25 protein-coding genes are annotated in these 24,124 nt (G+C 71.8%); 13 read left to right on the top strand and 12 right to left on the bottom strand.

Annotation, left to right across the window (positions count from 1 at the left end):
- Window positions 1–7 precede the first annotated feature (7 nt).
- From ACT01A_RS15045 to ACT01A_RS15025, 5 genes are read left to right on the top strand one after another with little or no spacing between them, the layout of a single operon-like run.
- Window positions 8–757, top strand: coding sequence for a phosphosulfolactate synthase (locus ACT01A_RS15045; RefSeq protein ID WP_445147900.1), 750 nt, complete (start codon window positions 8–10; stop codon window positions 755–757).
- Window positions 757–1,296: a histidine phosphatase family protein gene (locus ACT01A_RS15040; protein WP_445147899.1), complete on the top strand. Its 540-nt coding sequence runs from the start codon at window positions 757–759 to the stop codon at window positions 1,294–1,296. Before ACT01A_RS15045 ends, ACT01A_RS15040 begins: the two co-directional genes overlap by 1 nt.
- Window positions 1,293–3,146: a FlgD immunoglobulin-like domain containing protein gene (locus ACT01A_RS15035; RefSeq protein ID WP_445147898.1), complete on the top strand. Its 1,854-nt coding sequence runs from the start codon at window positions 1,293–1,295 to the stop codon at window positions 3,144–3,146. Before ACT01A_RS15040 ends, ACT01A_RS15035 begins: the two co-directional genes overlap by 4 nt.
- On the top strand, window positions 3,125–4,627 hold the full coding sequence (locus ACT01A_RS15030) for an O-antigen ligase family protein (RefSeq protein ID WP_445147897.1): 1,503 nt from the start codon (window positions 3,125–3,127) through the stop codon (window positions 4,625–4,627). The genes ACT01A_RS15035 and ACT01A_RS15030 overlap by 22 nt, the downstream gene beginning before the upstream one ends.
- A complete protein-coding gene (locus tag ACT01A_RS15025) occupies window positions 4,624–6,006 on the top strand; it encodes a hypothetical protein (RefSeq protein ID WP_445147896.1) in 1,383 nt (460 codons plus the stop codon). Before ACT01A_RS15030 ends, ACT01A_RS15025 begins: the two co-directional genes overlap by 4 nt.
- Here ACT01A_RS15025 and ACT01A_RS15020 read toward each other — a convergent pair.
- Window positions 5,975–6,475 carry a GNAT family N-acetyltransferase gene (locus ACT01A_RS15020; RefSeq protein ID WP_445147895.1) on the bottom strand — a complete coding sequence of 167 codons (501 nt, stop codon included), beginning with the start codon at window positions 6,473–6,475 and terminating at the stop codon, window positions 5,975–5,977. The genes ACT01A_RS15025 and ACT01A_RS15020 overlap by 32 nt on opposite strands.
- Window positions 6,472–7,518, bottom strand: a complete 1,047-nt coding sequence (locus ACT01A_RS15015) for a hypothetical protein (protein ID WP_445147894.1) — start codon at window positions 7,516–7,518, stop codon at window positions 6,472–6,474. Before ACT01A_RS15015 ends, ACT01A_RS15020 begins: the two co-directional genes overlap by 4 nt.
- Before the next feature lie 66 nt (window positions 7,519–7,584).
- On the opposite strand from ACT01A_RS15015, the gene ACT01A_RS15010 reads away from it, so the two are divergent.
- The 3 genes from ACT01A_RS15010 to ACT01A_RS15000 all read left to right on the top strand — a co-directional run bounded on the left by ACT01A_RS15010 (window position 7,585) and on the right by ACT01A_RS15000 (window position 10,506).
- Window positions 7,585–9,021 carry a lipopolysaccharide biosynthesis protein gene (locus ACT01A_RS15010; RefSeq protein ID WP_445147893.1) on the top strand — a complete coding sequence of 479 codons (1,437 nt, stop codon included), beginning with the start codon at window positions 7,585–7,587 and terminating at the stop codon, window positions 9,019–9,021.
- 253 nt (window positions 9,022–9,274) lie between these two features.
- Complete coding sequence (locus ACT01A_RS15005; protein WP_445147892.1) at window positions 9,275–9,919, top strand: DUF2867 domain-containing protein; 645 nt, start codon at window positions 9,275–9,277, stop codon at window positions 9,917–9,919.
- Window positions 9,916–10,506, top strand: a complete 591-nt coding sequence (locus ACT01A_RS15000; RefSeq protein ID WP_445147891.1) for a TetR/AcrR family transcriptional regulator — start codon at window positions 9,916–9,918, stop codon at window positions 10,504–10,506. Before ACT01A_RS15005 ends, ACT01A_RS15000 begins: the two co-directional genes overlap by 4 nt.
- Before the next feature lie 193 nt (window positions 10,507–10,699).
- On the opposite strand, the gene ACT01A_RS14995 is transcribed toward ACT01A_RS15000, so the two are convergent.
- From ACT01A_RS14995 to ACT01A_RS14955, 9 genes are read right to left on the bottom strand one after another with little or no spacing between them, the layout of a single operon-like run.
- Window positions 10,700–11,638, bottom strand: coding sequence for a glycosyltransferase (locus ACT01A_RS14995; RefSeq protein ID WP_445147890.1), 939 nt, complete (start codon window positions 11,636–11,638; stop codon window positions 10,700–10,702).
- Between the two features lie 6 nt (window positions 11,639–11,644).
- Window positions 11,645–13,801: a glycoside hydrolase family 2 protein gene (locus ACT01A_RS14990; RefSeq protein WP_445147889.1), complete on the bottom strand. Its 2,157-nt coding sequence runs from the start codon at window positions 13,799–13,801 to the stop codon at window positions 11,645–11,647.
- Window positions 13,785–14,774, bottom strand: a complete 990-nt coding sequence (locus ACT01A_RS14985) for a DUF1839 family protein (RefSeq protein ID WP_445147888.1) — start codon at window positions 14,772–14,774, stop codon at window positions 13,785–13,787. Before ACT01A_RS14985 ends, ACT01A_RS14990 begins: the two co-directional genes overlap by 17 nt.
- On the bottom strand, window positions 14,738–15,673 hold the full coding sequence (locus tag ACT01A_RS14980) for an amino acid--[acyl-carrier-protein] ligase (RefSeq protein WP_445147887.1): 936 nt from the start codon (window positions 15,671–15,673) through the stop codon (window positions 14,738–14,740). The genes ACT01A_RS14985 and ACT01A_RS14980 overlap by 37 nt, the downstream gene beginning before the upstream one ends.
- 7 nt (window positions 15,674–15,680) lie before the next feature.
- Window positions 15,681–16,856, bottom strand: coding sequence for an acyl-CoA dehydrogenase family protein (locus tag ACT01A_RS14975; protein WP_445147886.1), 1,176 nt, complete (start codon window positions 16,854–16,856; stop codon window positions 15,681–15,683).
- Complete coding sequence (locus ACT01A_RS14970; RefSeq protein ID WP_445147885.1) at window positions 16,853–17,128, bottom strand: acyl carrier protein; 276 nt, start codon at window positions 17,126–17,128, stop codon at window positions 16,853–16,855. Before ACT01A_RS14970 ends, ACT01A_RS14975 begins: the two co-directional genes overlap by 4 nt.
- 18 nt (window positions 17,129–17,146) lie before the next feature.
- Window positions 17,147–17,512 (bottom strand): holo-ACP synthase, encoded by a 366-nt coding sequence (gene acpS / locus ACT01A_RS14965; RefSeq protein WP_445147884.1) that lies wholly within the window; start codon window positions 17,510–17,512, stop codon window positions 17,147–17,149.
- Window positions 17,513–17,539: 27 nt separating this feature from the next.
- Window positions 17,540–18,367 carry a hypothetical protein gene (locus ACT01A_RS14960; protein WP_445147883.1) on the bottom strand — a complete coding sequence of 276 codons (828 nt, stop codon included), beginning with the start codon at window positions 18,365–18,367 and terminating at the stop codon, window positions 17,540–17,542.
- On the bottom strand, window positions 18,364–18,915 hold the full coding sequence (locus ACT01A_RS14955; protein ID WP_445147882.1) for an RNA polymerase sigma factor: 552 nt from the start codon (window positions 18,913–18,915) through the stop codon (window positions 18,364–18,366). The genes ACT01A_RS14960 and ACT01A_RS14955 overlap by 4 nt, the downstream gene beginning before the upstream one ends.
- Here ACT01A_RS14955 and ACT01A_RS14950 point away from each other — a divergent pair.
- From ACT01A_RS14950 to ACT01A_RS14935, 4 genes are read left to right on the top strand one after another with little or no spacing between them, the layout of a single operon-like run.
- Window positions 18,914–19,450 carry a GNAT family N-acetyltransferase gene (locus tag ACT01A_RS14950; RefSeq protein ID WP_445147881.1) on the top strand — a complete coding sequence of 179 codons (537 nt, stop codon included), beginning with the start codon at window positions 18,914–18,916 and terminating at the stop codon, window positions 19,448–19,450. The two genes, ACT01A_RS14955 and ACT01A_RS14950, sit on opposite strands and share 2 nt — an antisense overlap.
- Window positions 19,451–19,453: 3 nt before the next feature.
- Complete coding sequence (locus tag ACT01A_RS14945; RefSeq protein ID WP_445147880.1) at window positions 19,454–20,542, top strand: glycosyltransferase family 4 protein; 1,089 nt, start codon at window positions 19,454–19,456, stop codon at window positions 20,540–20,542.
- Window positions 20,539–21,633 (top strand): glycosyltransferase family 2 protein, encoded by a 1,095-nt coding sequence (locus ACT01A_RS14940; RefSeq protein WP_445147879.1) that lies wholly within the window; start codon window positions 20,539–20,541, stop codon window positions 21,631–21,633. The genes ACT01A_RS14945 and ACT01A_RS14940 overlap by 4 nt, the downstream gene beginning before the upstream one ends.
- Before the next feature lie 2 nt (window positions 21,634–21,635).
- On the top strand, window positions 21,636–22,253 hold the full coding sequence (locus ACT01A_RS14935; RefSeq protein WP_445147878.1) for a sugar transferase: 618 nt from the start codon (window positions 21,636–21,638) through the stop codon (window positions 22,251–22,253).
- On the opposite strand, the gene ACT01A_RS14930 is transcribed toward ACT01A_RS14935, so the two are convergent.
- Window positions 22,250–23,086 carry an ion transporter gene (locus tag ACT01A_RS14930; protein ID WP_445147877.1) on the bottom strand — a complete coding sequence of 279 codons (837 nt, stop codon included), beginning with the start codon at window positions 23,084–23,086 and terminating at the stop codon, window positions 22,250–22,252. The genes ACT01A_RS14935 and ACT01A_RS14930 overlap by 4 nt on opposite strands.
- Window positions 23,087–23,105: 19 nt before the next feature.
- On the opposite strand from ACT01A_RS14930, the gene ACT01A_RS14925 reads away from it, so the two are divergent.
- Window positions 23,106–24,110, top strand: a complete 1,005-nt coding sequence (locus ACT01A_RS14925; RefSeq protein ID WP_445147876.1) for an ATP-grasp domain-containing protein — start codon at window positions 23,106–23,108, stop codon at window positions 24,108–24,110.
- Window positions 24,111–24,124: the final 14 nt, after the last annotated feature.

The following is a 24,124-nucleotide window of genomic DNA, read 5'->3' as shown; positions in this document are numbered from 1 at the left end:
TCCTTCCGTGGCCGGGTTCCTCGACCTCCCCGAGCGCAGCCCCAAGCCCCGCGAGCGCGGGCTCACGCACGTGCTCGACAAGGGCCTCTCCTGCGCGGAGGTCGATGGCCTCATGGAGGTCGCCGGCGCCGCGGTCGACATCGTCAAGCTCGGCTGGGGCACGGCGCTGGTCACGGGCAACCTGGAGGACAAGCTCGCTCGCTACGCCGCGCACGACGTGCCGGTCGTCCTCGGCGGCACGCTGACCGAGATCGCGCTGCGCGACGACCGCCTCGACGGGCTGGTCGACTGGTGCAAGACGCTGGGGATCGCCCACGTCGAGGTCTCCGACGGCACGATCGCGTTGGAGCCCGAGCGCAAGCGCGAGATCGTCGCGCGCCTGGCGCAGGACTTCACGGTCTTCTCCGAGGTCGGCTCCAAGGACGCCGAGCGGATCATGGCCCCGTACCGCTGGGTCGAGGAGATCCAGGGCGAGCTGGAGGCGGGCGCCCACAAGGTCATCGCCGAGGCGCGCGAGTCCGGCACCGCGGGCATCTTCCGGCCCGACGGCGAGGTCCGCATGGGCCTGATCGACGAGATCGTCCACGCGATCGACCCCGACAACATCATCTTCGAGGCGCCGCAGCGCGTGCAGCAGGTGTGGTTCATCAAGCGCTTCGGGCTCGACGTCAACCTCGGGAACATCGCGCCCGGCGACGTGCTGTCGCTGGAGACCCTGCGCCTGGGCCTGCGAAGCGACACGATGGAGTCGACCTGATGTCCTTCGTCTCCCTCGCCCGCCACGGCCAGACCGAGTACAACGCCGTCCGCCGCTTCCAGGGCCACCTGCCGGTGCCGCTGGACGCCGTCGGCCGCGAGCAGGCCCACGAGCTGGCGCGCGTGGCGTCGGAGCGTGAGTGGGCGGCGCTGCTGTGCTCGCCGCTGCATCGCGCCCGCGAGACCGCCGAGATCGTGGGGGAGGCCATCGGCCACCACCCGATCGACGACGCGCGCTTCGCGGAGACCGACTGCGGCGACTGGACCGACCAGACCTTCGACGCGGTCGCCGCGGCCGAGCCTGAGCTGTTCAACGCCTACATCACGGCCGACCCGCAGTTCGCGTTCCCCGGCGGCGAGTCGTTCGCTCAGCAGCAGCTCCGCGTCCTTGAAGGCATCGACGCCGCCCGCAGCGGCCCGCTGCCGGTCCTGATCGTCTGCCACCGCGGCTCGATCCGCCTCGCGCTGGCCGCGATCCACGGCGACGACGCTTACCGCAGCGCCGACATCCCCAACGCGTCGCTCGTCGACCTGCCTTGAGACGCGCGCCGGTCGTCATCTTCGGGGTCTTAGTCGCCGCGACCTTCGCGGCGTTCTTCGTGGCGCAGCGCCTCAAGAACGCGCCGACCGTCGTCCAGCTCTTCCGGGCCAACTACACGTTCTCGCCCAACGGCGACGGCCGCTACGACCGCTCGCACATCACGTTCCGCGTCAAGAAGGCCGACGACGTCACGGTCGAGATCCTCGACGCCGACGGCGACCCCGTCCGCACGTTGATGGACGACAAGCACCTTGACGCCTACAGGCCGATCGACCCGTCGCTGTCCTGGGACGGGCGCGACGACGACGGCCAGCTGCTCCCCGACGGGACCTATCGCGTGCGGATCACGCTGCGCCACCTCGGCCGCTCGCTGATCCCGCAGCGGTCGATCGTCAAGGACACGACGCCGCCCCAGCCGAAGGTCCGCTCGATCGGCCCGAGCCCGGCCTACGGCCCGGAGCTGCTGCCCGAGCCCGACGGCAAACCCGCGCACATCCGCTTCCTGCCCGCCGGCTACCGGGCCAAGATCATGATCTTCAAGACCGCGCCCGGCATGCCGCGGCTCGTCCTGGAGCGCAAGATGGCCAAGGGCGTGACGACGTTTGACTGGGACGGCACGACCGACTCGGGCGCGCGCGCCTCGGCCGGCACCTACCTGGTGGTCCTTCAGTGGCGTGACTTCCCGGGCAACATCGGCAGCTCGGCGCCGCTGGACCGCAAGACCGGCCTGCCCATCCTCGACCGCGGCAAGCTCCCTGGCCGCGGCGGGATCACCGTGCGCTACCTCGGCGCCCAGACGCCGGTGACCGCGGTGAAGGCGCGCGACACGGTGGAGATCAAGGTCGACGCCCGCCAGGCGCGCTATCGCTGGGAGGTGCGCCCGTTGGGGACGGCGACGGTCCGCGCGCGGTCCAACAACCCCAAGACGACCCCCAACGTGCGCTTCGAGGCGCCGGGCGGGAAGTCCAGGATGTACGTCTTCACCGCGCACACCGCGACGAAGTCCACCCGCGTGGTCTTCCCGGTCCAGGCGCGCGCGGCCGTGGCCGGCACCGCCGCCAAGCCGCACGGCGTGTTGGTGGTCTTGCCCTACACGACCTGGCAGGGCCGCAACCCGGTTGACGACGACGGCGACGGCGCGCCGAACACGCTCGACCTCGGCGGGCCGGCGCGCGCCGTGCGCGTCTGGGCGGGCGACGGGCTACCGCAGGGCTTCGCCGATCAAGAGGCCAACGTCTTCCGATGGATGGACGGCCAAGGCAAGCGCTATGACATCACGACCGACCTGGCGCTCTTGGGCGGCAGCGGGCCGCGGCTGACCGGCCACACCGGCGTGCTGATCCCCGGCGACGCGCGCTGGCTGCCGACCAAGGTGCGTGCGGCGCTGCGGGCGTTCGTCAAGGCGGGCGGGACCGTGGTCTCCACCGGGACCGACTCGCTGCGCCGCTCGGTCGGCTTCGACACCAAGACCGGGCGCTTCGTCAAGCCCAGCGTGCGCCGTACGACCGACCTGTTCGGGATGCGCATCGGCGCGTTGCAGACCAAGACGACCGACCTCACCAACTTCACCAACGACCCCAAGTTGGACCTCTTCAAGGGCGCCGACGGGGTCTTCCAGGACGTCGAGGCGTGGGAGCCGACCGAGCGCACCGGCGAAGAGGCGGACCTGCTCTCCAACGCCGTGACCGACGACCCCGACGATCCCAAGACCGTGGTGATCGCGGCGCGTTTCGGGAAGGGCTTGGTCATCCGGCCCGGCTTCCCGTCGTTCGCGCGCCGCGTCGCTGAAGACTCCGACCCCGCCACCAGCGCGCTGATGGCCCGGATGTGGACGCTCCTGTCCCGCTGATCATCGCGGCGCTCTTCGCCGCCGGCGCCGTGCTGCTCAACGGCGCCCGTGCCCGTGCGTGGTCGACGCTCGGGGCGCTGGCGCTCGCGCCGGTCTTGTTGGTGTCCGACATCTGGGACACCGAGCAGGTGGCGCCGCTGCGCGACCACCCGTCGCTGGCGGCGGTCGCCGTCGTGGTCGGCGTGGTCGCGCTCGCCGCGCTCGCGGTCCTCTTCGACCGCCGCCCGTGGGCGTTCCCGCTCGCCGCGGCGTTCGCGATCCCGTTCCGGGTCCCGATCTCCTCGGGCGGCTCGACGTCGAACCTGCTCGTCCCGCTCTACCTCGTCGTCGGCGCAGGCGCGTTGGCCTATGCGATCCCGCGCATCTTCGGGGACCCGGACCCACCCACCCCCGAGACCGAGCGCAAGGCCACCGTGTTGGAGTGGCTGGTCGCGCTGTCGGTCGTGCTCTACGCCGTCCAGTCCTCGTACTCCGACGACTTCGACAAGGCGTTGGAAAACGTCGTCTTCTTCTACGTGCCGTTCACGTTGTTGTTCGCCTTGCTCGCGCGGATCGAGTGGTCGCGCGAGCTGGCGGTGCGGGTGCTCGGCGTGCTGGTCGGCCTGGCGCTGGTCTTCGCGGGGATCGGCTTCGTCGAGTACGCGACGCGCCACCTGTTCCTGAATCCCAAGGTCATCGCCTCGAACCAGTTCGAGTCGTATTTCCGCGTCAACTCGCTGTTCTTCGACCCCAACATCTACGGGCGCTTCCTGGCGATCGTCATGTTGGGGGTCTCGACGGTGCTGATCTGGTCGCGCCGCTCGCGCGACGTGTGGGTCTCGGCGGCCGTCCTCGCCGTCCTCTGGGCCGGCCTCGTCCTCACCCTCTCCCAGTCGTCCTTCGCGGCGCTGCTGCTGGGCCTCCTGGTCCTCGCCGGCGCGCGCTGGTCCCCACGCGCCGCGCTCACCGTCGGCGCCGCCGCGCTGGTGATCGGCGCGCTGTTCGTGCTCGTCGCGCCCTCGTCGGTGCGGCTGGACCTCGGCAGCTCGAAGTCCGCCGACAGCGCTACGTCCGGCCGCTACGACCTCGTCAAGGGCGGCGTGAACCTGTTCGCCGACGCGCCGCTGAAGGGCCACGGCTCGGGCGCGTTCTCGCGGGCCTACCGGCGCGCGGAGAAGGGCTCGGCCGAGAAGGCGGTCTCCGCCTCGCACACGATCCCGGTGACCGTCGCCGCCGAGCAGGGCATCGCCGGCCTGGCGTTGTACCTGGCCTTGCTCGTCGCCGCCTTCGCCGTGCTGTTCCGCGGCGTCCGCGAGGACCCGGTCCGCGCCGCGATCGCCGCCGCCTTCGCCGCGCTGGTCTTGCACACCTGGTCCTACGCGTCGTTCCTGGAGGACCCGCTGACCTGGGCGCTGCTCGGCACCGGCCTGGCCTTCTCGCTGATCCCGCGCCACCGCAAGCGGCCGGACGCCGACGCCGACGCCGACCCGATCGCGGCATGACCCGCCGCACCGAGCTGCTGGTCGTCGGCGCGCTAGCCGTCGTCGCGGTCCTCTTCTGGGCGCTCGTCCCGACCTATCCGAACTACGACGCCTACTACCACCTGGTCTGGGGCCGCGAGATCGGCGCCGGCCACCTCCCGACCTTCGAGGCCTACCAGGCGCCTACCCAGCACCCGTTGTACCTGGCCATCTGCTGGTTCTTCGGGTTGTTCGGCGAGCACGCCGACCGGTTGTTGGTGCTCTTCACCTGCCTCTGCCACGTCGCCTTCACCTACGCCGTCTACCGCCTCGGCACCGCGATCTGGGACCGCCGCGCCGGCGTCGTTGCCGCCCTCTTGGCCGGCTCCTCCTTCGCGCTCCTGCTCTACGCCGCCCGCGCCTACGTCGACGAGCCCTTCCTCGCGCTCGTCCTCTGGGCGGCCGCGCTCGAAGCCGAGCGCAGCGCACCGCGCGGCCGTCGCGCCGTCTGGGTCCTGCTCGTCCTCGCCGGCTTGCTGCGCCCCGAGGCGTGGGTGCTCGGCGGCGCCTACTGGCTCTGGCTCTCCTACCGCGCGCGCACGCCGTTGTGGTCGATCCTCGCGGTCCCGCTCATCGCGCCGCTGATCTGGTGCGCGGTCGATGCGCTCGTCACCGGCGACCCGCTCTTCTCGCTGCACTCGACCTCCGACCTCGCCGACGAGCTCAACCGCTCCAAGTCGTTCTCCGAGGTCCCGGGCGACTTCGCGTCGTTCCTGGCCGACACCGCGCGTCCACCGGTGGCGATCGCCGCCGTCCTCGGCGTCGTGTGGGCGTGGCGCAAGCGCGAGGGCCGCGCGATCTACGTCCCGCTCGCGCTCTTCCTCGCGGGGGCGTTCACGTTCTTCGCGTCCTCTGCGGCGGGCCTCTCCGTGCTCCCGCGCTACCTCACGGTCCCAGCGGTCGCGCTCTGCCTGCCTGCGGGTTACCTCGTCACCCGCTCGCGCGCGCTCCTCGCCGTCGCCGTGGTCGCCGGGCTCGCCTTCGTCGTGATCCGCGCCGACGCCTTCGACCGCCTGGCGACCGAGCTGCGCTTCATCCGCTCGACGCACAACGACCTCGTCGCGGTCCTGCACACGCAGACGGTGCGCGAGGGCCGCGCCTGCGGGCCGGTCACGCTGCCCAACTACCGGCTCGTGCCCGACACGCGCTGGATCCTCGACGCCTCCCAGAAGCAGGTCGGCTCACGCTCGGCGGTCCAGCGCGACAGCGGCGTTGCGCTCCTCCTGCTCGGCGACAAGCTGCTGCGGCGCTACGGCTTCGCCGACGGCGCGTCGCCGAAGACCAACGCACCGCCGGACGGGTTCATCCGCGGCGAGCGCCGGGGCAGCTTCACCGCGTACCTCGGGTGTCCCGGAGGATGATGAACGTCTCCTCCAGGCCTTCGCGCTCGTAGAAGCGGCGGGCGTCGCGGTTGCCGGCGATGACGGTCAGCTCGAGGCGCTGGTAGCCGCGCGCGGCGACCTCTTCGCGCATCATCGACAACAACTTCGAGCCGATCCCCGCGCCACGCGCCTCGGGCAGGACGCTCAGCGTCTCGACGTCGAGGACCGCGCCTTCGCCGTCCCACGTCGCCGAGTTGGCGTTGTAGACCCGGGCGAACGCGTAGCCGATCGCGCGGCCGTCGTCGTCGCGAGCGACCAGGACGAAGTTCCGCGGGTCGGTCGTCAGCCACTGCTCGTACTGCCCGCCGCGGCGGCGCCACGTCTCCTCGTCGTCGCGGACCGGCCCCATCTCCGGCGCCACGCCGTGGTGATGCGTGCGCAGCGCGAGCCACAGCGGCCGCAGCTCGGGCACCAGCTCGACGCCGCCGCGGACGATCTCGGGCGTCATGCCACTCCCAGCTCTCTCAGGCGCTGCCACAGCGGCGCGTTCTGGGCGTCCGCCGTCTGCTCCAGCGCCCATTCGCGCAGCTCCGCGTGCGGCGCGGTCCGCGTCCCGGCCTGCTCGCGCAGCGCGGCCGCGAACGCGTCGGCGTCGACGGCCGTCGTCACCGCCTCCGACCACGTCTTGACCCCGGCCAGGTCCGGCGTGACCGTCCGGCGGCCGAGGCGGGCGTACTTGAGGATCCGGTAGGGGAGGCCGGAGTTGTTGAAGGGCTCGACCTTGAACGGGACGATGCCGACGTCGGCGCACAGGATCAGGCGCGCGGCCTCCGCGTCGGTGCGCGCGCCGAGCCAGACGAAGCCCGGGTGCGCACGGCACCACGCGTAGTCGGGGTCGTCCTTGCTCTCGTCGTCGTGCCAGGCGCCGATCAGCAGCAGCACGAGCTCGGGCATCCGCTCGGCGACCGCACGCAACAGCGACCAGTCGGTGCGCCAGCCGAGGTGGCCGAGCGAGACCGCGATGACGCTGCTGGCCGGGTCCGGAGCCGGGAAGCCATCGGCGCTCAGCGGGACCAGGACCGCCTCGCGCTCCTCCTCGCGCTCCAGCCGCGCCAGCTCGTCGGAGGCGACGAACGTCAGCGCGCTGAGCTTTGCGGCCGTCGCGTGCATCTCGGTCAGCCGCGCGCGGCGGACAGGGCTGGCGTCGTAGGCGTGCTCGTAGCGGTCCCAGCGGCCGTACCAGAGCTCGCAGTCGGGCTCGCGCTCGAGGATCGCGCGCGCCAGCAGCACCTGGACGGGGTGGAAGATCACGATGACCTTGGGTCGGTCGCCGTTGCGCTTCAGGGCCTTGAGCAGGCGCTTGGCGACGCCGTTGGCGAGCCGGTCGGCGAGGCGATGCGGCAGTCGGGCCAGCGCGCCGTAGGGCACCCGCGGCGGATCGACCGCGACCACGCCCTCGGCACGCAACAGGTCCTCCGCCTGCTCGCGGAGGATGAAGCCCTCCAGCGGGCGGGGGAGGAGCAGGAGGCAGAGCGGGCGCAGCTCGGGCACGAGCCCGCCACGCTATCCGACGAGCGCGCCGGCGCCGCCCCCGGGCTACGCTCCACGGCTCCGTCCATGGCCGCCCTCATTCGCCGCCTCCTGGCCAGCACGTTCGCCTACCAGGCGCCGAGCATCCTCTCGGCGCTGCTGGCGATCGTCACGCTCCGGCTCTACACCGGCCACCTCAGCACGGCCGACTACGGCTACGCCGAGAACCTGCTGACGGCGATCATCTTCACGTCGATCCTGCTGCGCTTCGGGATCGGCGAGGCGTTCGTGCGGTTCTGGTTCGACGACGAGGACCACGCGCGGCGGATCGGCCTCGCGCGCACCGCGACGGCCTGGACCCTCTACGCCTCGACCGCGATCACCGCCCTCGGCCTGGTGTTCGCCGCTCCGCTCTCGCGGCTGATCCTCGCTCACGAGGACGCCACGCTCATGTCCATCGGGTTGTTCGGGTTGTGGGTGTTCACGAACCTGGAGATGGCCAACGCGCTGCTGCGCGTCGAAGAGCGACTCAAGGTGTATGTGATCGCGGCGATCTCCAACATCTTGCTGACGGTCGCGTTGACGGTGGGGTTGGTCGTGATCTCCGACGAGGGCGCGCGCGGCTACGTGCTCGGCAACTACGGAGCCTCCGCGGTGATCCTCGTCGCGCTGTGGGTGCTGCACCGCGACCGCGTCTCGTTCCGCCCGCCGCGCGGGACCCGCGTGCTGCTGCGCTTCGGCGGCCCGACCGTCCCCGCCGACGCGGCCGCGTTCGCGTTGAACGTCGTCGACCGCACCTACCTGCTGCACGCCCAGTCGGCTGACGCCGCGGGCCGTTACGGCTTCGCCGCCAAGCTGTCGACGGTGGTGATCGTCGCGGTCCGCGGCTTCCAGGCCGCCTGGCCGCCGCTGGCCTACAGCGTGACCGACGAGGCGCAGGCGGCGCGCCTCTACGCGCGCGTCACGACCGCGTACGTCGCGGTCACCGGCACCGTGGTCTGCGGGGTCCTGCTGGTCGGCCGCTGGGCGGTGAAGGCGCTGGCGGATGACCCGTCCTACTACGGCGCGTCCGAGGCGCTGCCGTGGGTCGCTTTGGGCTGGGCGCTCTACGGCCTGGTGCTCGTGCTGGTGACCGTCGCCGGCCGCGCGAAGGTGACGACCCGCAACTTCCCCGCCACGGCCGCCGGCCTGGTCGTCAACGTCATCCTGCTGGTCGCCCTCGTCGGCCCGCTCGGGATCGCCGGCGCGGGCATCGCGCTGTGCGGCGCGTACGTCGTGATCGTCACCGTCCTGCACGTGCTCACCCGCCGGCTGTTCGTCGTGCCGTTCGAGTGGGGGCGCCTGACGCGCGCGATCCTCGTCCTCGCCACGCTCGGCCTCGCCGGCGAGTTCCTGCTGCCGACCCACGGCGCCACCGGCCTCATCACCCGCTTCGCCGTGCTCTGCCTCGCGCCGCCCGCGCTGCTCGCCGTCCGCGTGATCACACCGAAAGACCTGAAAGCGGTTCTCCCCGGAAACCGCTGATTGCGGCTTTCTCATTCCCCCATTTTCGGTTCGGGCCCGGACAAATGTCCGATCGTCAGACCAAACACAACCGGCGTACAGTCGCCTTCGACGCCGCGGAGTGGATCGGCACGCACGCTGGGTCCGCTGGGGATGTGAAGGTTCCGCGACGCCCACCGGACCCCGACCCGTGGCGCCTCGTGGCCGAGACGCCACGGGCCGCCGGCCCGTCGCGCCCGCGCCGCCGTCTTCGCTCTCCGTGGGTGCCCGCCTTGTGCCGGCGCTCGTCTCTTGCCAAGATACGTACATGCGTGCACGTATGTTGGATACGCCGGGTGGTCGCCTTCCAGATGCCGCGTACACCGCGGCCTCCTGGCGCATCCGGGCCATCGCGCCGGAGTTCGCGCTCGAGGATGTCTGGGAGCTGCCAGGCGAGGGGGCGAAGGAGGACTTTCCGAAGGTGGTGGACTTGGTCTGCCGGATGGATCCCGAACGCGGTGGCGCGCGCCTGTCGCGTGCGCTCTGGACGGTTCGGTGGAAGCTCGGTGCGTTGTTGGGGTGGGATGACGAGGAGGATGGGTTGGGGACGCGGGTGCTGAGCCTGCGGGAGCGGTTGCCGGAAGATCTGCGTCGTACGGATCCGCCGGCGTTCGCGGCGCTGCCGTTCCGCCCGCTCTACGTCACCGACGACGAGTTCGCCGCGGAGATCGCCAACCAGACGATGCACGGGGTGATGCACCTGGGCTGGGTGCCGAGCCCGAACGACCCCGAGCGTTACCGTGTGCAGATGGCGGTGCTCGTCAAGCCCAACGGCCTCGTCGGCAAGGCGTACATGTTGGCGATCCGGCCGTTCCGCCACCTCGTGGTCTACCCGGCGATCATGCGCCAGGGCCGGTCCCTGTGGGCGCGGATGGCGTGACGGCGCGCCTGACGCAGGCCGACCGCCGCGCCCGCTCGCGCGCCGCCTTGCTGGAGGCGACCGCGCGCGGGATCTCGCGGGTCGGTTACGGCCACCTCGTGCTGAGCGACGTCGCCGCCGAGGCCGGCTACAGCCGCGGCGCGGTCTACCACCAGTTCCGCGACAAGGACGAGCTCGTGCTCGCCACGCTGGAGTGGGTGCGGGAGACGTGGTTCGCCGAGGTCGGCACCGTCTTCGACGAAGACCTCGCGCCGGTCGCCGCGATCGCCGAGCTCGCCCGCCGCCACGCGATCTACTGCCGGCGCGACATCGCCGGCGTGATGACCGCGATCCGCGTCGAGTTCGGCTCCCGCGACCACCCGATCCGCGACGCCCTCCTCGCCCAGCAACACGAGCTCGTCACCCGCGTCCGCGCCCTCATCCTCGCCGGCCGCCGCGACGGAACCATCCCACCCGGCCCACCCGCCGCCAGCCTCGCCGCCGCAACCCTCGCCGCCATCGAAGCCGCCACCATCACCCTCTCCGGCCGCTCCGACGACGCCGACATCGACATCGCCCAACGCATCACCCGCGGCCTGATCGCCTAGAGCGTCGGCCGAATCAGGCATCCGGGTCGAGTTAGCGTCGTATATCAACGCTAACTCGACCCGGATCCTCGAAACCTTCTGTCCGCTGGCCCGTGGATCGTGACGCTCGACGCGGTTGGCCCAAATGAGAGCGCTCGGTTACATTCAAGCGCCAACGCGCCAAATGTGTAGGAGCGGTTACATCCGCTCGGCTCTAGAGCGTCGGGCCGCCGCGGTTGAACTCGTGCGCGGCCTCGCGGAGGCCTTCGCCGCGGCTCGGTGACAGCGTCGCTGTGACGTGGCGCCAGTAGCGCTTCGGGTCGTGGCCGGGGGCGACGAGGGCGATGGCGGCGCGGACGGCGTAGGTCCAGGCGGTCAGCACGCGCACGATGAAGGCGGCGCTCGAGGAGTGGTGCTTGCGCATGTAGCGATCGCGGTTGCGCGAGAGCTCGACGATCCGCCGCTCGGGGACCGCGCCGGTGGAGAGCTGCTCGTGGTGGATCGCCTCGGCGGCCGGGACCCACAGCGTCGGGTGGCCGGCGTCGGCCAGCCGCTTGCAGAAGTCGACCTCGTCGGAGTACACGAAGAACTGCGGGTCGAACCAGCCGATGTCGCGCGCGTGCTCGCGGCGGACGAGCAGCGCGGCGGACTGCGCCCAGTCGACGCGGCGGGTCTTGCGACCTCGCGACTGGACGGTGAAGCGCTTGTGCATGAAGAACGCGCCGACGACCGCGGTGGCCGGCGTCGGGAAGCGCCACGCAGAAGGCTGGACGCGGCCGTCGGGCCGCAGCAGCTTCGCGCCTGCCGCGCCGGCCTCGGGCTTGTCGATCAGCGCGCTGTGCAGGGCCAGCGTCGCGCCGGGCCGCAGCTCGGAGTCCTCGTTCAACAGCAAGCAGAACTTGCCGCGCGAGCGCTGCAGCAGGTGGCTGTCGTTCTCGCCCTTGCCGCGGCGCTGCTCCAGCGCGACGACCTCGGTCACCGTCGGATGGCGCCGCGCGGCGCCGGCGCTGCCGTCCGTCGAGGCGTTGTCGAGGACCAGCACTTCCGTCTCGAACGGCAGCCCTTCGCGCTCGGCGGCGATGGCGTCGAGGCAGCGGACCAGCAGCTCGCGCTGGTTGGTGTTGACGACGCAGAAGGAGACCTCGACGCCCAAGGAGCGTCAGGCTGCCACATCCGGCCCGCTGACCGGTGTCTCACCGATCAAGTTCAGGGCCGTAACGCGCGCGCCCGGCCCGACCGCGCCGCGCCCGCCTACCCGCCGCTCCACGCCGGGCAGCAACACGAACGCGTCGTCGTCCGGGACGAAGCCGTCGGCGTGCACGCGCACGCCCCATGCGAGGCGGTCGGCGCGCAGGACCACGCCGTCGCCGTCCGCGCGGGCCTCTAACACGAACGCCTCGCGCGCCACCGGCGGCCCCACCGGGAAGTGCACCGCGACCGCGTCGCCGATCCGCGCGACCACCGCGTCGTGCGCCGGCGGCCCGAAGCGGTACGCGTAGGCGGCGTCGGCGAAGCGCCCGAGCAGCCCTTCGACGTTGAAGTGCGCGCAGGAGTGCGGCGCGACGTGGATCATGACGCTCGTCTCTGCGATCGCGTGCGCGCCGCCCGCCATCAACGCGACGTCCAGCGTGGCGACCCACGGCTCCGGCGCGTCGTTGGCGACGTGGACGTCCACGCCGCCCAACCCCTCGTCCACGAGCCAGACCGCCCGCGGCGCCCACGCGCGGCGCAGATGCGCCAGTGCGACCTTTGGCCGGCCCGCGGCGTCGATCAGCCCCCAGCCGGCGCCCGGCTCCAGGTCCCGCGCCCACAGGACGAGCCCGCCGCCGCACGGCGACGCCGCCCGACGCCACTCGCCGAACACCTGCGCCATCACGTCGCCGGAGACCTGCCGCGCCAGCGCGGGCGACGCGGCCCCGTCCCCGTACAACAACGCGCGGTAGTGCTCGCGCACGTCCGCGAAGTCCCAGTCGGCGCCGACGTCGCGCGGCACGAAGCCGTTCGCATCCTCATCGCCCACGTTGGCGATCGCCAGGCACTCGCTCGCGAACGTCACGCCCGCCGTGCGCGCGTCGCTCAGCGGCCGCCGGTACCCGCCGACCCCGAAGTAGTTCGCTACGCCCGTGCCCGGATGAAACGGCATCGCGCCCCCGCACGGCGCGCTCGGCACGTAGGGCACGTCGCAGCCCGCCTCGAAGGCCCAGGTGGGCAGCAGCTCGCCGAACAGCTCGCCGCGGCCCAAAGCCGGATCGACCCCGAACATCGCCGCCTGCTGCTCGACCTCGGAGTTCCCGCACAGCACCGTCAGCGACGGTCGTCCAGCGATGTCCTCCAACAACGCTCGGGCCTCCGCCTCGATCGCAGCGCGGAAGTCGGGGTCCTCGATCGGGTAGTCCATGTTGGCGAACGAGAAGTCCTGCCAGACCAACAACCCCAACTCGTCGCACGCGTCCCAGAAGACGGAGGACTCGGGCATGCCGATCCCCGGGATCCGCACCATGTTGGCCCCCGCATCGCGCAGCAGCTCCAGCGTCGCGATCGTCTCGGCATCAGACGCGCACGGCGTCCACACCGCGCCGCGCGCGAAGACCGCGGCGCCGTTGACCGCCAACGCCAAGGCGTCCCGGTCGGCGTCGAACTCCGGCCCAGGGGAGAGGGAGCGGAAGCCGACGCGGCCGACGCCCACGCGCGTCTCGCCGTAGAGCAAGACGAGGTCGTGCAGGCGCGGAGACCCGTGCGTGTGCGGCCACCACCGCTCGACGTCCGGGATCCGCGCCTCGCCCTCGGCCACCTCGAAGCGCTCGCCGTCGAGGAGCACGGCCGACGGAGCGGGGTCGACGGAGACGACGCCGAAGCCGGACGCGTCCACCTGCGTGCGAACGGCGGTGCGCATCGGCTCGCCGCGCACAAGCCACGCTGGTCGAAACGGGCCGGAGAGCGGCGGCCCCGGCGCGAACCCGGGCGCGCGACCGATGATCGACTGCCGCCGCCACCGCAGCGTCCCGGCGTCCTCCACCACCTTGGTCCGCCAGCGCTGGCGCGGCTTGCGCGGCACGTCCGGGAAGGCGACCGGGCGGATCTCGACGACGTTGCCCTCGGCGTGCAGGGCGCAGGCGCGCAGGTCGACGGTGTGCGCGACGAACATCGACGTCCCCGCCGCCGCCAGCTCGCCGTTGACCACCACCTCGAACGCTCCGCCGACGCCGTCCAGCACGAGCGCATCCCAGCCCGCCCCGTCGAAGCGGGCGACGAGGCCGGTCGCGTCGAACGCCAGGCGCTCGACCTCCAGCCCCTCCTGCTCAGGCCAGCGCGGCATCCAACCCGCCCACGGCACGCTCCCAGGCGTGGGCGAGGTCGGCGATCCGCGGCCCCGGGTCAAACGCCCGGCGCCGCGCAAGCTTCAAGGACAACACCTTGCATCCGTCGACGATCTCGCGCATCGCCGCCACAGCATCCCCGGCGGGCCCGTCGGAAGCGCCGGTCAGACCGAACAGCCACTCGACTTCGGACGCCAACAGCTCAAAGCCCGACCCGGCCATCCGCACCGTCGCGAAGGCATAGGCATGGTATTGCTCGGGTGCGCCCTCGAGCAGCGACGGCAGGTCGCGCTCCAACGCGACCCCGAAGCGCTCGAACGGGTTGGACGACGGACGCCGCGCCAGATGCCACGCCAGTCGCTCCCGCGCCCCCGCGACCAACGCCGCGCCCGTCAAACGCGGACCCGCGTCGAAGCGCACCAACTCGGTGTATGGCGGCAGCGTGCCGCGCGCGAAGATCTCGCGGTAGTCCTCGCCGCTCAGCTCGTAGAACCCGGCGTTGTGGAAGTAGCGGAAGAGCTCGGCGTCCTGGTCGATCGCCTCGGCGATCACGGTGGTCTTGACGTGCTCGGACCGATACGACGTCGCCGCCGTGTCCGGTAGCCACCACGCGTCGAGCTCCACGGTCATCGTCCGGTCCGCGGCGAGCTGCTCCTCGATCTGCATCGGCAGCGCCCGGTAGGGCTGCATCTCGTGCACATCGACCCCGTACAACACCAGCAAGTCCATCGGGTCGGGCTTGAAGAACGACCACTGGTCGCCCTCGAAGTCCAGCCGCACCACCGAGCCGATCGCGCCCAGCGGCTCGTCGCCGCGCGCGTGCAGCAGCTCGACGATCACGTCGGAGTAGCAATTGGTCTCCACGTACACCCGGTCCGAAGCCCGGTGCACCGCGTGCGGCACGTACGACGCCGGGTCGGCGCCGAACAGCGCCGTCAGCCCCACAGCTCCGAGCGCACGTCCGCCGGCCACGCGCTCACGTCCAGTCCATGGGTCTTCAACAGGGCCAGCACGATCCGCTCGTGGCCGAAGCCCAAGCACGCGGTGTGGGCGCGACCGCCGTCGGCGGTGTCGATCCCGTAGATCCCCGTGAAGTGATCCTGGTGGTAGTTGAAGGACGCGATCGCCGTGGGCTCGTCGCCCGCGATCTGCACGAGGATCTCGAACTTCAGCGCCTGCTCGCGCTGTGAGGTGGCCATCATCCGGCCGGCGCGCCCGAAGAACGGGTCGTTGGCGACGTCGAACTCCGCGTCGAGACCCAACCGCCTCAACAACTCAAGCGCACGGTCGCGCCACTGATCGCGCCATGACTGCACGACCTCCGGCTCGGCGATCCGCACCAGCTCGCGCATGTGGAACATCTGCAGGCGCGCCGGGTCGCCGGAAGGCTCGTGGCGGAACGCGTAGGACCCGCCCGGGTCGATCGTCACGCCGCCCGCCGGCAGTGCGCCGCGACGCGCCACAGCCGGGTAGACCGGGTAGCAGACGGCCGGCGTCAGGCACAGCTCGGTCTGGTGCTGGTGCTCGCTCCAGTCCTCGTGCCGGCCCGCCAGCTCCGCCATCCCGCGGGCCTGGATCTCCGACCCCTCAAACGAGAAGACCGAGCCCGCCAGGTGCGGGAAGTTCTCCAGGTAGCCGAGCTCTTCGATCTGCTTGCGCGGCAGCACCGGCGGGAAGCGCAGGACCTCGGGCTTCTCGCCTGCGTCCACGGCCACGCGCGTCACGTAGGCGTCGAAGCGCTGGCGCACGTCCTCGTAGTCGTGCCCGCGCCCGTAGACGCCGTGCACGCCAGACGGGATCAAGTGCCCCGCCTCGATCAGCGCTTCCAGCAGTTCGGTCTGATCCGGCGTGCCCGGACGGAAGTCGGCCATGGTCGGCTCAGACCTCCTTGGCGATCAGCAACAGCCCGGCGTTGGTCTGGTGGAGCCGGTCGTTGGCCACCATCAACGCCGCGGACATCGAGTCGCGCAGGTGCCGCCCGACCGAGAACGGGGTGTCGTTCTTGAAGCCAACGATCCCGCAGACGCCCATCGCGCCCTGGCAGATGCGCGGCGCCTGCTCGGAGGCCGCCAACTTGAGGTTGTTGAAGTGCAAGGCCATGGCCATGGTCGACAGCTTCTCGCGGTCCTCGGCGTCGCAGGCCAGGAACTCGTCGAGCCCGTGGTGGACCTCGGCGCGCAGCAGCGACAGCTGCGTCATCACGTGCGACAGCTTGGTTGCCGCGGGCACCGGCTCGCCGGGCTTCTGGCGGGCTGCGGCGCGCACGAAGGCGCGGGCGCGGTCGAAGGCGTCGGTGGCGATCCCGAGCCAGATGTGCGACCACAAGATGTGCGACACCGGCACCATCGTCTGGGTCATGACGTCGGAGAACGGCGCGGCGAGGACCTGCTCGGCGCCCAGCTCGGCCGACACGACGTAGCCGGGCGAGCAGGTGCCGCGCATGCCCATGACGTCCCAGGTGCCCTTCGGCTCCAGGCGCGTCTCGGTGGCGCGCGTGATGACGACGACCTGGTCGTTGGCCTCGGCCTCGGGCGTGCGGCGCAAGGTGGTGATGAACGCGTCGGCGTAGGCGCCGTAGCTGACCGTCGGGGCCTGCTTCTCAAAACGCAAGCGGCCGGGCACGTCGGTCGGGGTGACCGCGGCGATCGAGCGGCTCATGTCGCCGCCGGTGCCGATCTCGGAGGTGACCGACGCCAGCAGCAGCTGGTCTTCGGCGACCTCGCGCAGGAAGCCCTCGGCCCACGGCGAGCCGTCGAGGTGGCGCAGGACCGTCGCCACCTTGATCTGGTGCATCGCGAAGATCATCGCGCTGGCGCCGCAGCGGCGGCCGAGCGTGAAGCACGCGGAGGCGATGGTCCGGAAGGAGACACCGCCGCCCCCGAGCTCCTCGGGGATCAGCGCCGAGAGCGCGCGCTGCTGGCGCAGCGCGTCGATCGTCTCGACGGGGAAGCGGGCGTTGTAGTCGACGTCGTCGGCGTGGACCGCGGCGATCGCCGACGCGATCTCCTCGATGCCGGCGAGGAACGCGGCGTCGCGATCGGCCGCGACCGTCATGCCGCCTGCGCTTCGAGCGTGGAGATGGCCTGCGAGATCGAGGCGACCGACTCGAAGACGCTGCGCTTGAGCATCTCGTCGGGGAACTCGACGTCGAAGGTGTCCTCGAGCGCCAGCATCACGTTGACGCTGGCATGGGAGGTCATCCCGGCCTCGTAAAGGCTGTCGGCGTCGCTCAGCGTGGCGACGTCGACCGACAGCCGGCCGTGCTCGGCGACGATCTCTCGAACTTGGGAAGGCACGTCCCTGATTATCGGTGTTTCGGTATCCATTCTTGACAGGAGTGCTGGCTATGTCCCCACGACGACCGCCGCGGCGTACTCGTCCTCGTGGGTGAAGGAGAGCTGGAGGTCGCTCAGGCCGGCCGCTTCGGCCAGCGCCGCGGCCGGGCCGTGGAGGCGGATGGACGGCGCCGCGGGCGCGTTGCGGACGATCTCGATCGACGGCCACGGCACGGCGGTGTCGGGGCTCGGTTGCAGGACTTTCATGGTCGCCTCCTTCGCGGCGAACCGCGCCGCGAGCCGCAGCGGATCGCGCCGGCAGTCGGCGACCTCCTGGGGCGTGAAGACGCGGTCCAGGTAGGCGTCGCCGTGCTCCTCGATCGACGCGGCGATCGAGGCAGCCCGCACGAGATCGATCCCGACGCGAAGGGGCATCGGGACCGATCCTCCCACGCGCGCGTCCTATGGGGCCACGATTCCTTGCGGCTGGCCGAGCTCGTCGAACGTGACCGCGATCGTCATGGTGCCGCCGTTGACGTCGGTGCCGCGCAGCGAGACCGCCCGGACGGTGCCGTCACCGCCGACCGTCGCGTCGAGCTGGACGGCGCCCGTCCAGGTGTCGTTGAAGCGCACCGGGACGGCGGCCGCGTCCAGCGTGGCGGCGTAGCGCGTGGCGTCGTCGCCGCCGTCAGGCGTCGCGGTCACGCCGTCGGCGCGCTGGGCGGCCTGCGCCAGATCGGAGGCGAGGCCGAGCTGCTGGGCGAACTGCTCGGACGGGCTGCCGAGGCCGGCCGGCAGCTCGACCGGCTTCCATTGACCGTCGCGCAGCCGCCAGGTGCGTCCGCCGACCGTGCGGGCGCCACCCGTCTGCCCGGGGAGTGCGGACGACGTCATCGTCGAGTCGAAGTCTTCGCCCTCGTAGCGCAGGGCCGTGGTCGTGTCGAGGACCGAGCCCAGCTTCACGTCGTCCTGCGCGACGCGCCAGGTGATCTTGCCGGAGGTGAACGTCGCGGTCTTCTCGGCGGCGCTGACCAGCGCGGCGCGCGCGTCGGCCGGCCGCGTGGGGGAGGAGCCGCTGCCGGGGAGGCCGACCGCCACGGCGGCTGCCGCCAGCGCGACGGCGAGGCCGCCGGCCAGGGCGAGCCGCCCGCGGCGCGGTGCGGTCCGCGGCGCGTCTCCTTCGCGCTGCGCGCCGGCGCGCACCCGCGTCGCCATCGCGCCGTTGGGGACGAGGTCGTGATCGTCGTCGCGCAGCGGGTCGGCGGCGCGCAGGATCGTGTCGGTGCTCATGCGGAGGGCTCCTTGGCGAGGGCGGTCATGTCGGCGGGCTCATGTCCGGCGCCGGCGGCATCTCCCAGCGCGCGCTCAAAGCGGGCCCGGGCGCGGTAGAGGCGACGCGAAACGACGGGCGCGCTGACCCCCAGCACGCGCGCGATCTCCGCGACCTCGAGGCCGTCCCAGGCGACGAGCGTCAGCAGCTCGCGGTCGTCGGCGCTCAGCGCGCGCAGCGCATGGGCCACCGCGCCGCTGGCCGAGGACGACGTCTCCGGCGCCGCCGCTGAGCGATCTGCGAGCCGGCGCCACAGCCGCTCGCGCCGTCGGCCCGCGCGCGCCTGGTTGGCGAGCACGCGCCGCGCCACGCCGAACAGCCACAACCGGTCCTCCGGCGACGCTGGCAGCTCGCCGATCCGCCGCCAGGCGATCGCGAAGACCTCGGTCGCGGCGTCCTCGGCGTCCTCCCGCGATGCGCAGCGCCGCAGCAGGTAGGCGGCGATCGCGCCGTAGTTCTCGGTGAAGGTGCGCTCGAAGCGCGCAGCGTCGTCCACGATCCAGCTCATGTCCGGCAGGCGCCGGATCTCCCCGCGTAGAGTCTCGTGCCTGCCTGACGCGATCACGCTCACGCCCTGGTCGGCCGCCGACCACGACCTCCTCTTCGCGCTCAACAGCGACCCCGTCCAGATGGCGCAGGTCGGCGGTGCCGAGACCGCCGAGAAGATCGCCGACCGCAACGCGAAGTACGCGCTCGATCCCCACCAGCTGAAGATCCTGGTCGACGACGAGCCGGCCGGCTGGGTCGGGGTCTGGAAGCGCGAGTGGCGCGGCGAGCCGGTCTGGGAGATCGGCTGGTCGGTGCTGCGCGCGTTCCAGGGCCGCGGCGTGGCCAAGACCGCGACGCGCGCCGCGATCGAGCATGCCCGGGCGATGAAAGCCGATCCGCCCTCCCCGCGGGCCATCCACGCGTTCCCCAACGTCGACAACGCGCCGTCCAACGGCGTCTGCCGCGCGGCCGGCTTCACGCTGCTGGGCGAGACGACGTTCGAGTACCCGCCCGGGCACTTCGACACGGTCAACGACTGGCGCCTGGAGCTCTGAGCGATGCGGATCGAGCTCGTCGACCCCTCGGCCTTCACGCCGCCCTACGACCGCGCGCTGGCGTCGGCGCTCGCGCGCGCCGACGAGGACGTCACGCTCGTCACCAGCCGCTTCGCCTATGGCGACGTTCCGCCGGCCGTCGGCTACCGCGTCGACGAGCGCTTCTATCGGCTCGCGGTCGGCGCGCCGGGATCGAAGCTGCGCCTCGCCGCCAAGCTCGCCGAGCACGTCCCCGAGATGGTGGCCTACGCCCGCGCCGCCCGCCGTCGCGCCGACGTCGTCCACTTCCAGTGGCTGACGGTCCAGCCGCTCGACGTCCACCTGCTGCCGCGCGGCGTGCCCACGGTCCTGACGGCCCACGACGTCCTGCCGCGCGAGCCCCGCGCCGGCCAGCTCCGCGCGCAGAAGCGCCTGTACGAGCGCGTCGACCACGTGATCGTCCACAGCGCGCACGGCCGCGACCGTCTGACCTCCTTCGGCCTCGCGCCGGAGAAGATCACCGTCATCCCGCACGGCGCCTTCACCCACCTGACGCCCGGCGCGCTGCCGCCCGAGCTCAAGGACACCGACAAGCCCGTGGTCGCGCTCACCGGCCTGTTGCGTGAATACAAGGGCATTGACACGCTGCTCGACGCCTGGGGCGCCTTCGGCGACGATCCGCCCGCCGAGCTGTGGATCGTCGGGATGCCGCGGATGCCCTTGCCGGACCAGCTCCCGCCCGGCGTCACGCTCGTCCCCCGATTTGTGACGGATGCCGAGCTGGCCGCGGTGCTCCAGCGCGCCGACCTCGTCACGCTGCCCTACCGCGAGATCGACCAGTCCGGCGTCCTCTACGCCGCCCTCGGCCTCGGCCGCCCGCTCTTGCTGAGCGCCGTCGGCGGCTTCCCCGAGGTCGCCGCGACCGGAGCCGCCGAGCTCGTCGCGCCCAACGACCCGCAGGCCCTGCACGACGCCCTCGCCGCGCTGCTCGCCGACCCCGACCGCCGCGCCGCACTGGCCGTCGCCGCCCGCGCCGCCGCCGCCGCAAGCTACTCCTGGGACGCCGTCGCCGAGCAGCACCGCGCCGTGTACGCCATCCTCCACGGCTCGTGAGACGCGCGATCTTCTGGACCAGCGCCGCGCTCCTGGCGTGGGCGCAGGCGGGCTACGGCCTTGCGCTCGCCGCGCTGCGCCCGCGCGTCCGCCAGGCGTTCCCGCCGGTCGACGAGCTCCCGACCGTCTCGCTGATCATCGCCGCGCACGCCGAGAAGGACGTCATCGCCGGCAAGGTCGCCAACGCGCTCGCGCTGGACTACCCGCGCGACAAGCTCGAGGTCGTCGTCGCGTGCGACGGGTCGACCGACGGCACGCCGGAGCTCGCGCGCGCCGCGGGCGCCGACGTCGTCCTCGACCTCCCGCGCGGCGGCAAGGTCCGCGCCCAGGACGCCGCGGTCCATCGCGCCACCAGCGACATCGTGGCCTTCTCCGACGCCAACGCGCTCTGGGAGCCCGACGCGCTGCGCGCCCTCGTCGCGCCCTTCGCCATGGACCCGAAGATCGGCTACGTCTGCGGCCAGGTGACGTTCGTCAACCCGGACGGCGGCACCAACCAGGAGGGCGTCTACTGGCGCTACGAGATGTTCCTGCGCGCCCGCGAGTCCGACCTGGCCAGCGTCACCGCCGGCAACGGCGCGATCTACGCCACGCGCCGCGACGCCTACGTCGAGGTTGACCCCGTGATGGGCCACGACCTCAAGTTCCCCTTCACCTTGGTCCGCGCCGGCTGGCGCTGCGTCTTCCAGCCAACGGCCCACGCGACCGAGCGGATGGTCCCCGACGTCGAGGGCGAGGCGGCTCGCAAGCGCCGGATGATGTCCCACGCCTGGGCGATCGTCCTGCGCGGCGGCCTGCTCGATCCGCGCGGCTGGCCGCTGAAGTACACCATGATGATCGCCAGCCACCGCTGGCTGCGCTACTTCGGGCCCGCGCTGCACCTGATCGCGCTGGCCACCGCGCCGCGCGCGCTGCGCCGCCTCCAACTCCTAGGCCTTGCCGCGGCGTTCGCGCCGATCACGCGCGCGCGCCGCGCGCAGCTGCTCGCCAAGTACTACATCCTGACCCAGGGCTCGATCGCGCTCGGCTTCGCCGACCACGTCCGCCACGGCACCGAGGCCGGCTGGGACCCGCCTGAAGGGACCCGCTAGAGATGTCCGAGCCCCTGCGCCGTCTCTTCGACGTCCTCGTCTCCGCGACCGTCCTGCTGGTCACCAGCCCGATCCTCGCTCTGGCGGTCGTCGCCATCCGCCTGGAGTCCAAGGGCCACCCGATCTACCGCCAGCGCCGCGTCGGCAAGGACGCGCATCCTTTCGATGTGCTCAAGCTCCGCACGATGGTCTCGGGCGCCGAGACGATGGGCGCCGGCCTGGCGGTCGACGACGGCGACAGCCGCATCACGCGCGTCGGCGCCTTCCTGCGCCGCACGTCGATCGACGAGCTCCCCAACCTCGTCAACGTCCTGAAGGGCGAGATGTCGATCATCGGCCCGCGCCCGACCGTCCCCGTCCAGGTAGAGCAGTACACCGACCGCCAGCGCGGCCGCCTGGCGCTCAAGCCCGGCATCACCGGCTGGGCGCAGGTCAACGGCCGCGCCTCCCTGCCCTGGCCCGAGCGCATCGAGCTGGACCTCTGGTACGTCGAGCACGCCACGCTGCGCCTCGACATCAAGATCCTGTACTTGACCGCCCGCATGCTCGTCACCGGCTCCGGCCTGTACAAGGGCGAGACCGGCGGCTGGGTGGATCCGCCGTCGAGCTCCGGCGACTAGCGCTTCCGCTTCAACTGCGAGTGCAGGTCGTCGAGCGCGCTGCGCAGCTCGTCGATCTTGACCTCCACGTCGGCCCGCAGGTCGTCCATCGGGTCCGCGGTCAGCGACGCAGCCTCGCGGTCGCGCCGGTGCTCGATCGCCCGCGCCTCTTCCATCGAGTTGATGACGATCCCGATGAACAGGTTGAACACCAGGAACGACGCGACGAGGACATACGAGATGTAGAACAAGAGCGTCCAGTCGCTGAGCTCCTGGCCCTTCTCGATGTAGGTCGGCAGGTTCTCCAGCGTCAAGAGCACGAACATCGTCACCATCGACTGGCCGACGTTCTCGAAGTTCGCCGGGTCGTGGTCCTGGAAGATCACCCAGCCGACCATCCCGTACAGGTAGATCAGCAGCAGCGTCATCACCGCCAGCGACGCGACGCCCGGGATCGACCGCCCGACGGCCGCCACGAGCACGCGCAGGTCCGGCAGCAGCCGCACCGCGCGCACGATCCGTCCGAGACGCAGCAGACGCAGCAGCGTCGCGTTCTCACGCAGCCCGGGAACGAACGAGCCGACGATCACCACGAAGTCAAAGACGTTCCACCCCGACTTGAAGAACTCGCCCGGCCGCGGCCAGCACGCCGCGATCCGGATCAGCAGCTCGACCACGAAGATCGCCAGGAAGGCGTCGTTGAGCGCGTGCAGCGTGTCGCCGTGCTCGTCGACGAGCGAGTCGTAGGTCTCGGCGCCCAGCACCACGGCGTTGAGGACGATGACGACGAGGATCGCGGCGTCGAACCGCGGTGAAGCGGCGAGGCGTCGGCAGAGGCTCAGCACCCGCGCCATGCTGCCAAACTCACCTTCGATGAACCTCAAGGCCGTGATGCTCACCGGGACGGGCAAGCGCTACGACATCGTCAGCGCCTTCGCGCAGCACACGCGCCTGGTCGCGTGCGATCCGAACCCGCTGTCGCCGGCCCAGTACGCAGCGACGGTCCGCACGAGCGTCCCGCTGATCAAGGACCCCGACTACGTCCCGGCGCTGCAGCGCCTGGTCGAGGAGCACGACGTTGGCGCGATCGTTCCGCTCACCGATCTGGACATCGACGTCCTCGCGCACGCCCGCGCCGACGGCCGCCTGCCGCAGGCGCTCGTGCCCGATCCGCACATCGCCGAGTCGACCTACGACAAGTTCGCCTGCCACGAGCTGCTCCAGCAGCACGGCCTGCCCTCGCCGCCCACCGTCCGCGCCGACGACCTCGACGCGATCGCGTCCTATCCCGTGATGGTCAAGCCGATCCACGGCAGCGGCGCCCGCAACATCTTCCCGGCCTACACCCGCGCGCAGGCCGAGTTCTTCATCGACTACATCGACGAGCCCGTGATGCTCCAGCGCCTCATGGACGGCCCGGAGTTCTCGATCGACTGCCTCAGCGACCGCGACGGCGTCTGCCTCAACGCGATCCCGCGCACGATGCTCGAGTCGCGCGGCGGCGAGTCGATCAAGGGCACCGTGATCGCCGACGCGGAGCTGATCGACCTCGGCCGCCGCGTCGTCGAGGCCTTCGGCGTCCGCGGGCCCGCGACCGTCCAGGCCTTCCGCGACAAGGAGGTCGGCCTTGGCATCACCGATGTCAACACGCGCTTCGGGGGCGCGTTCCCGGCGCCGGTCTACGCTGCGCGTCCCGGCCAGAGCTACCCCGAGCTGATCACCCGCATCGCCAACGGCGAGGCCGTCGAGCCGCACGTGGGCGACTTTCTCGCCGGGCGGACCTTCACCCGCTACTTCTGGCAGCTCGAGCTCGACGAGCAGCTGGAGCCGACCGGGCGGGACATCGTCGCGCCGCCCGGCCCGCCTGCGCCGCGCTGAGGCGCGCGGCGCGG

This window comes from Baekduia sp. Peel2402 (assembly GCF_052567285.1).
This window is presented reverse-complemented; position numbering and strand designations above follow the sequence as displayed.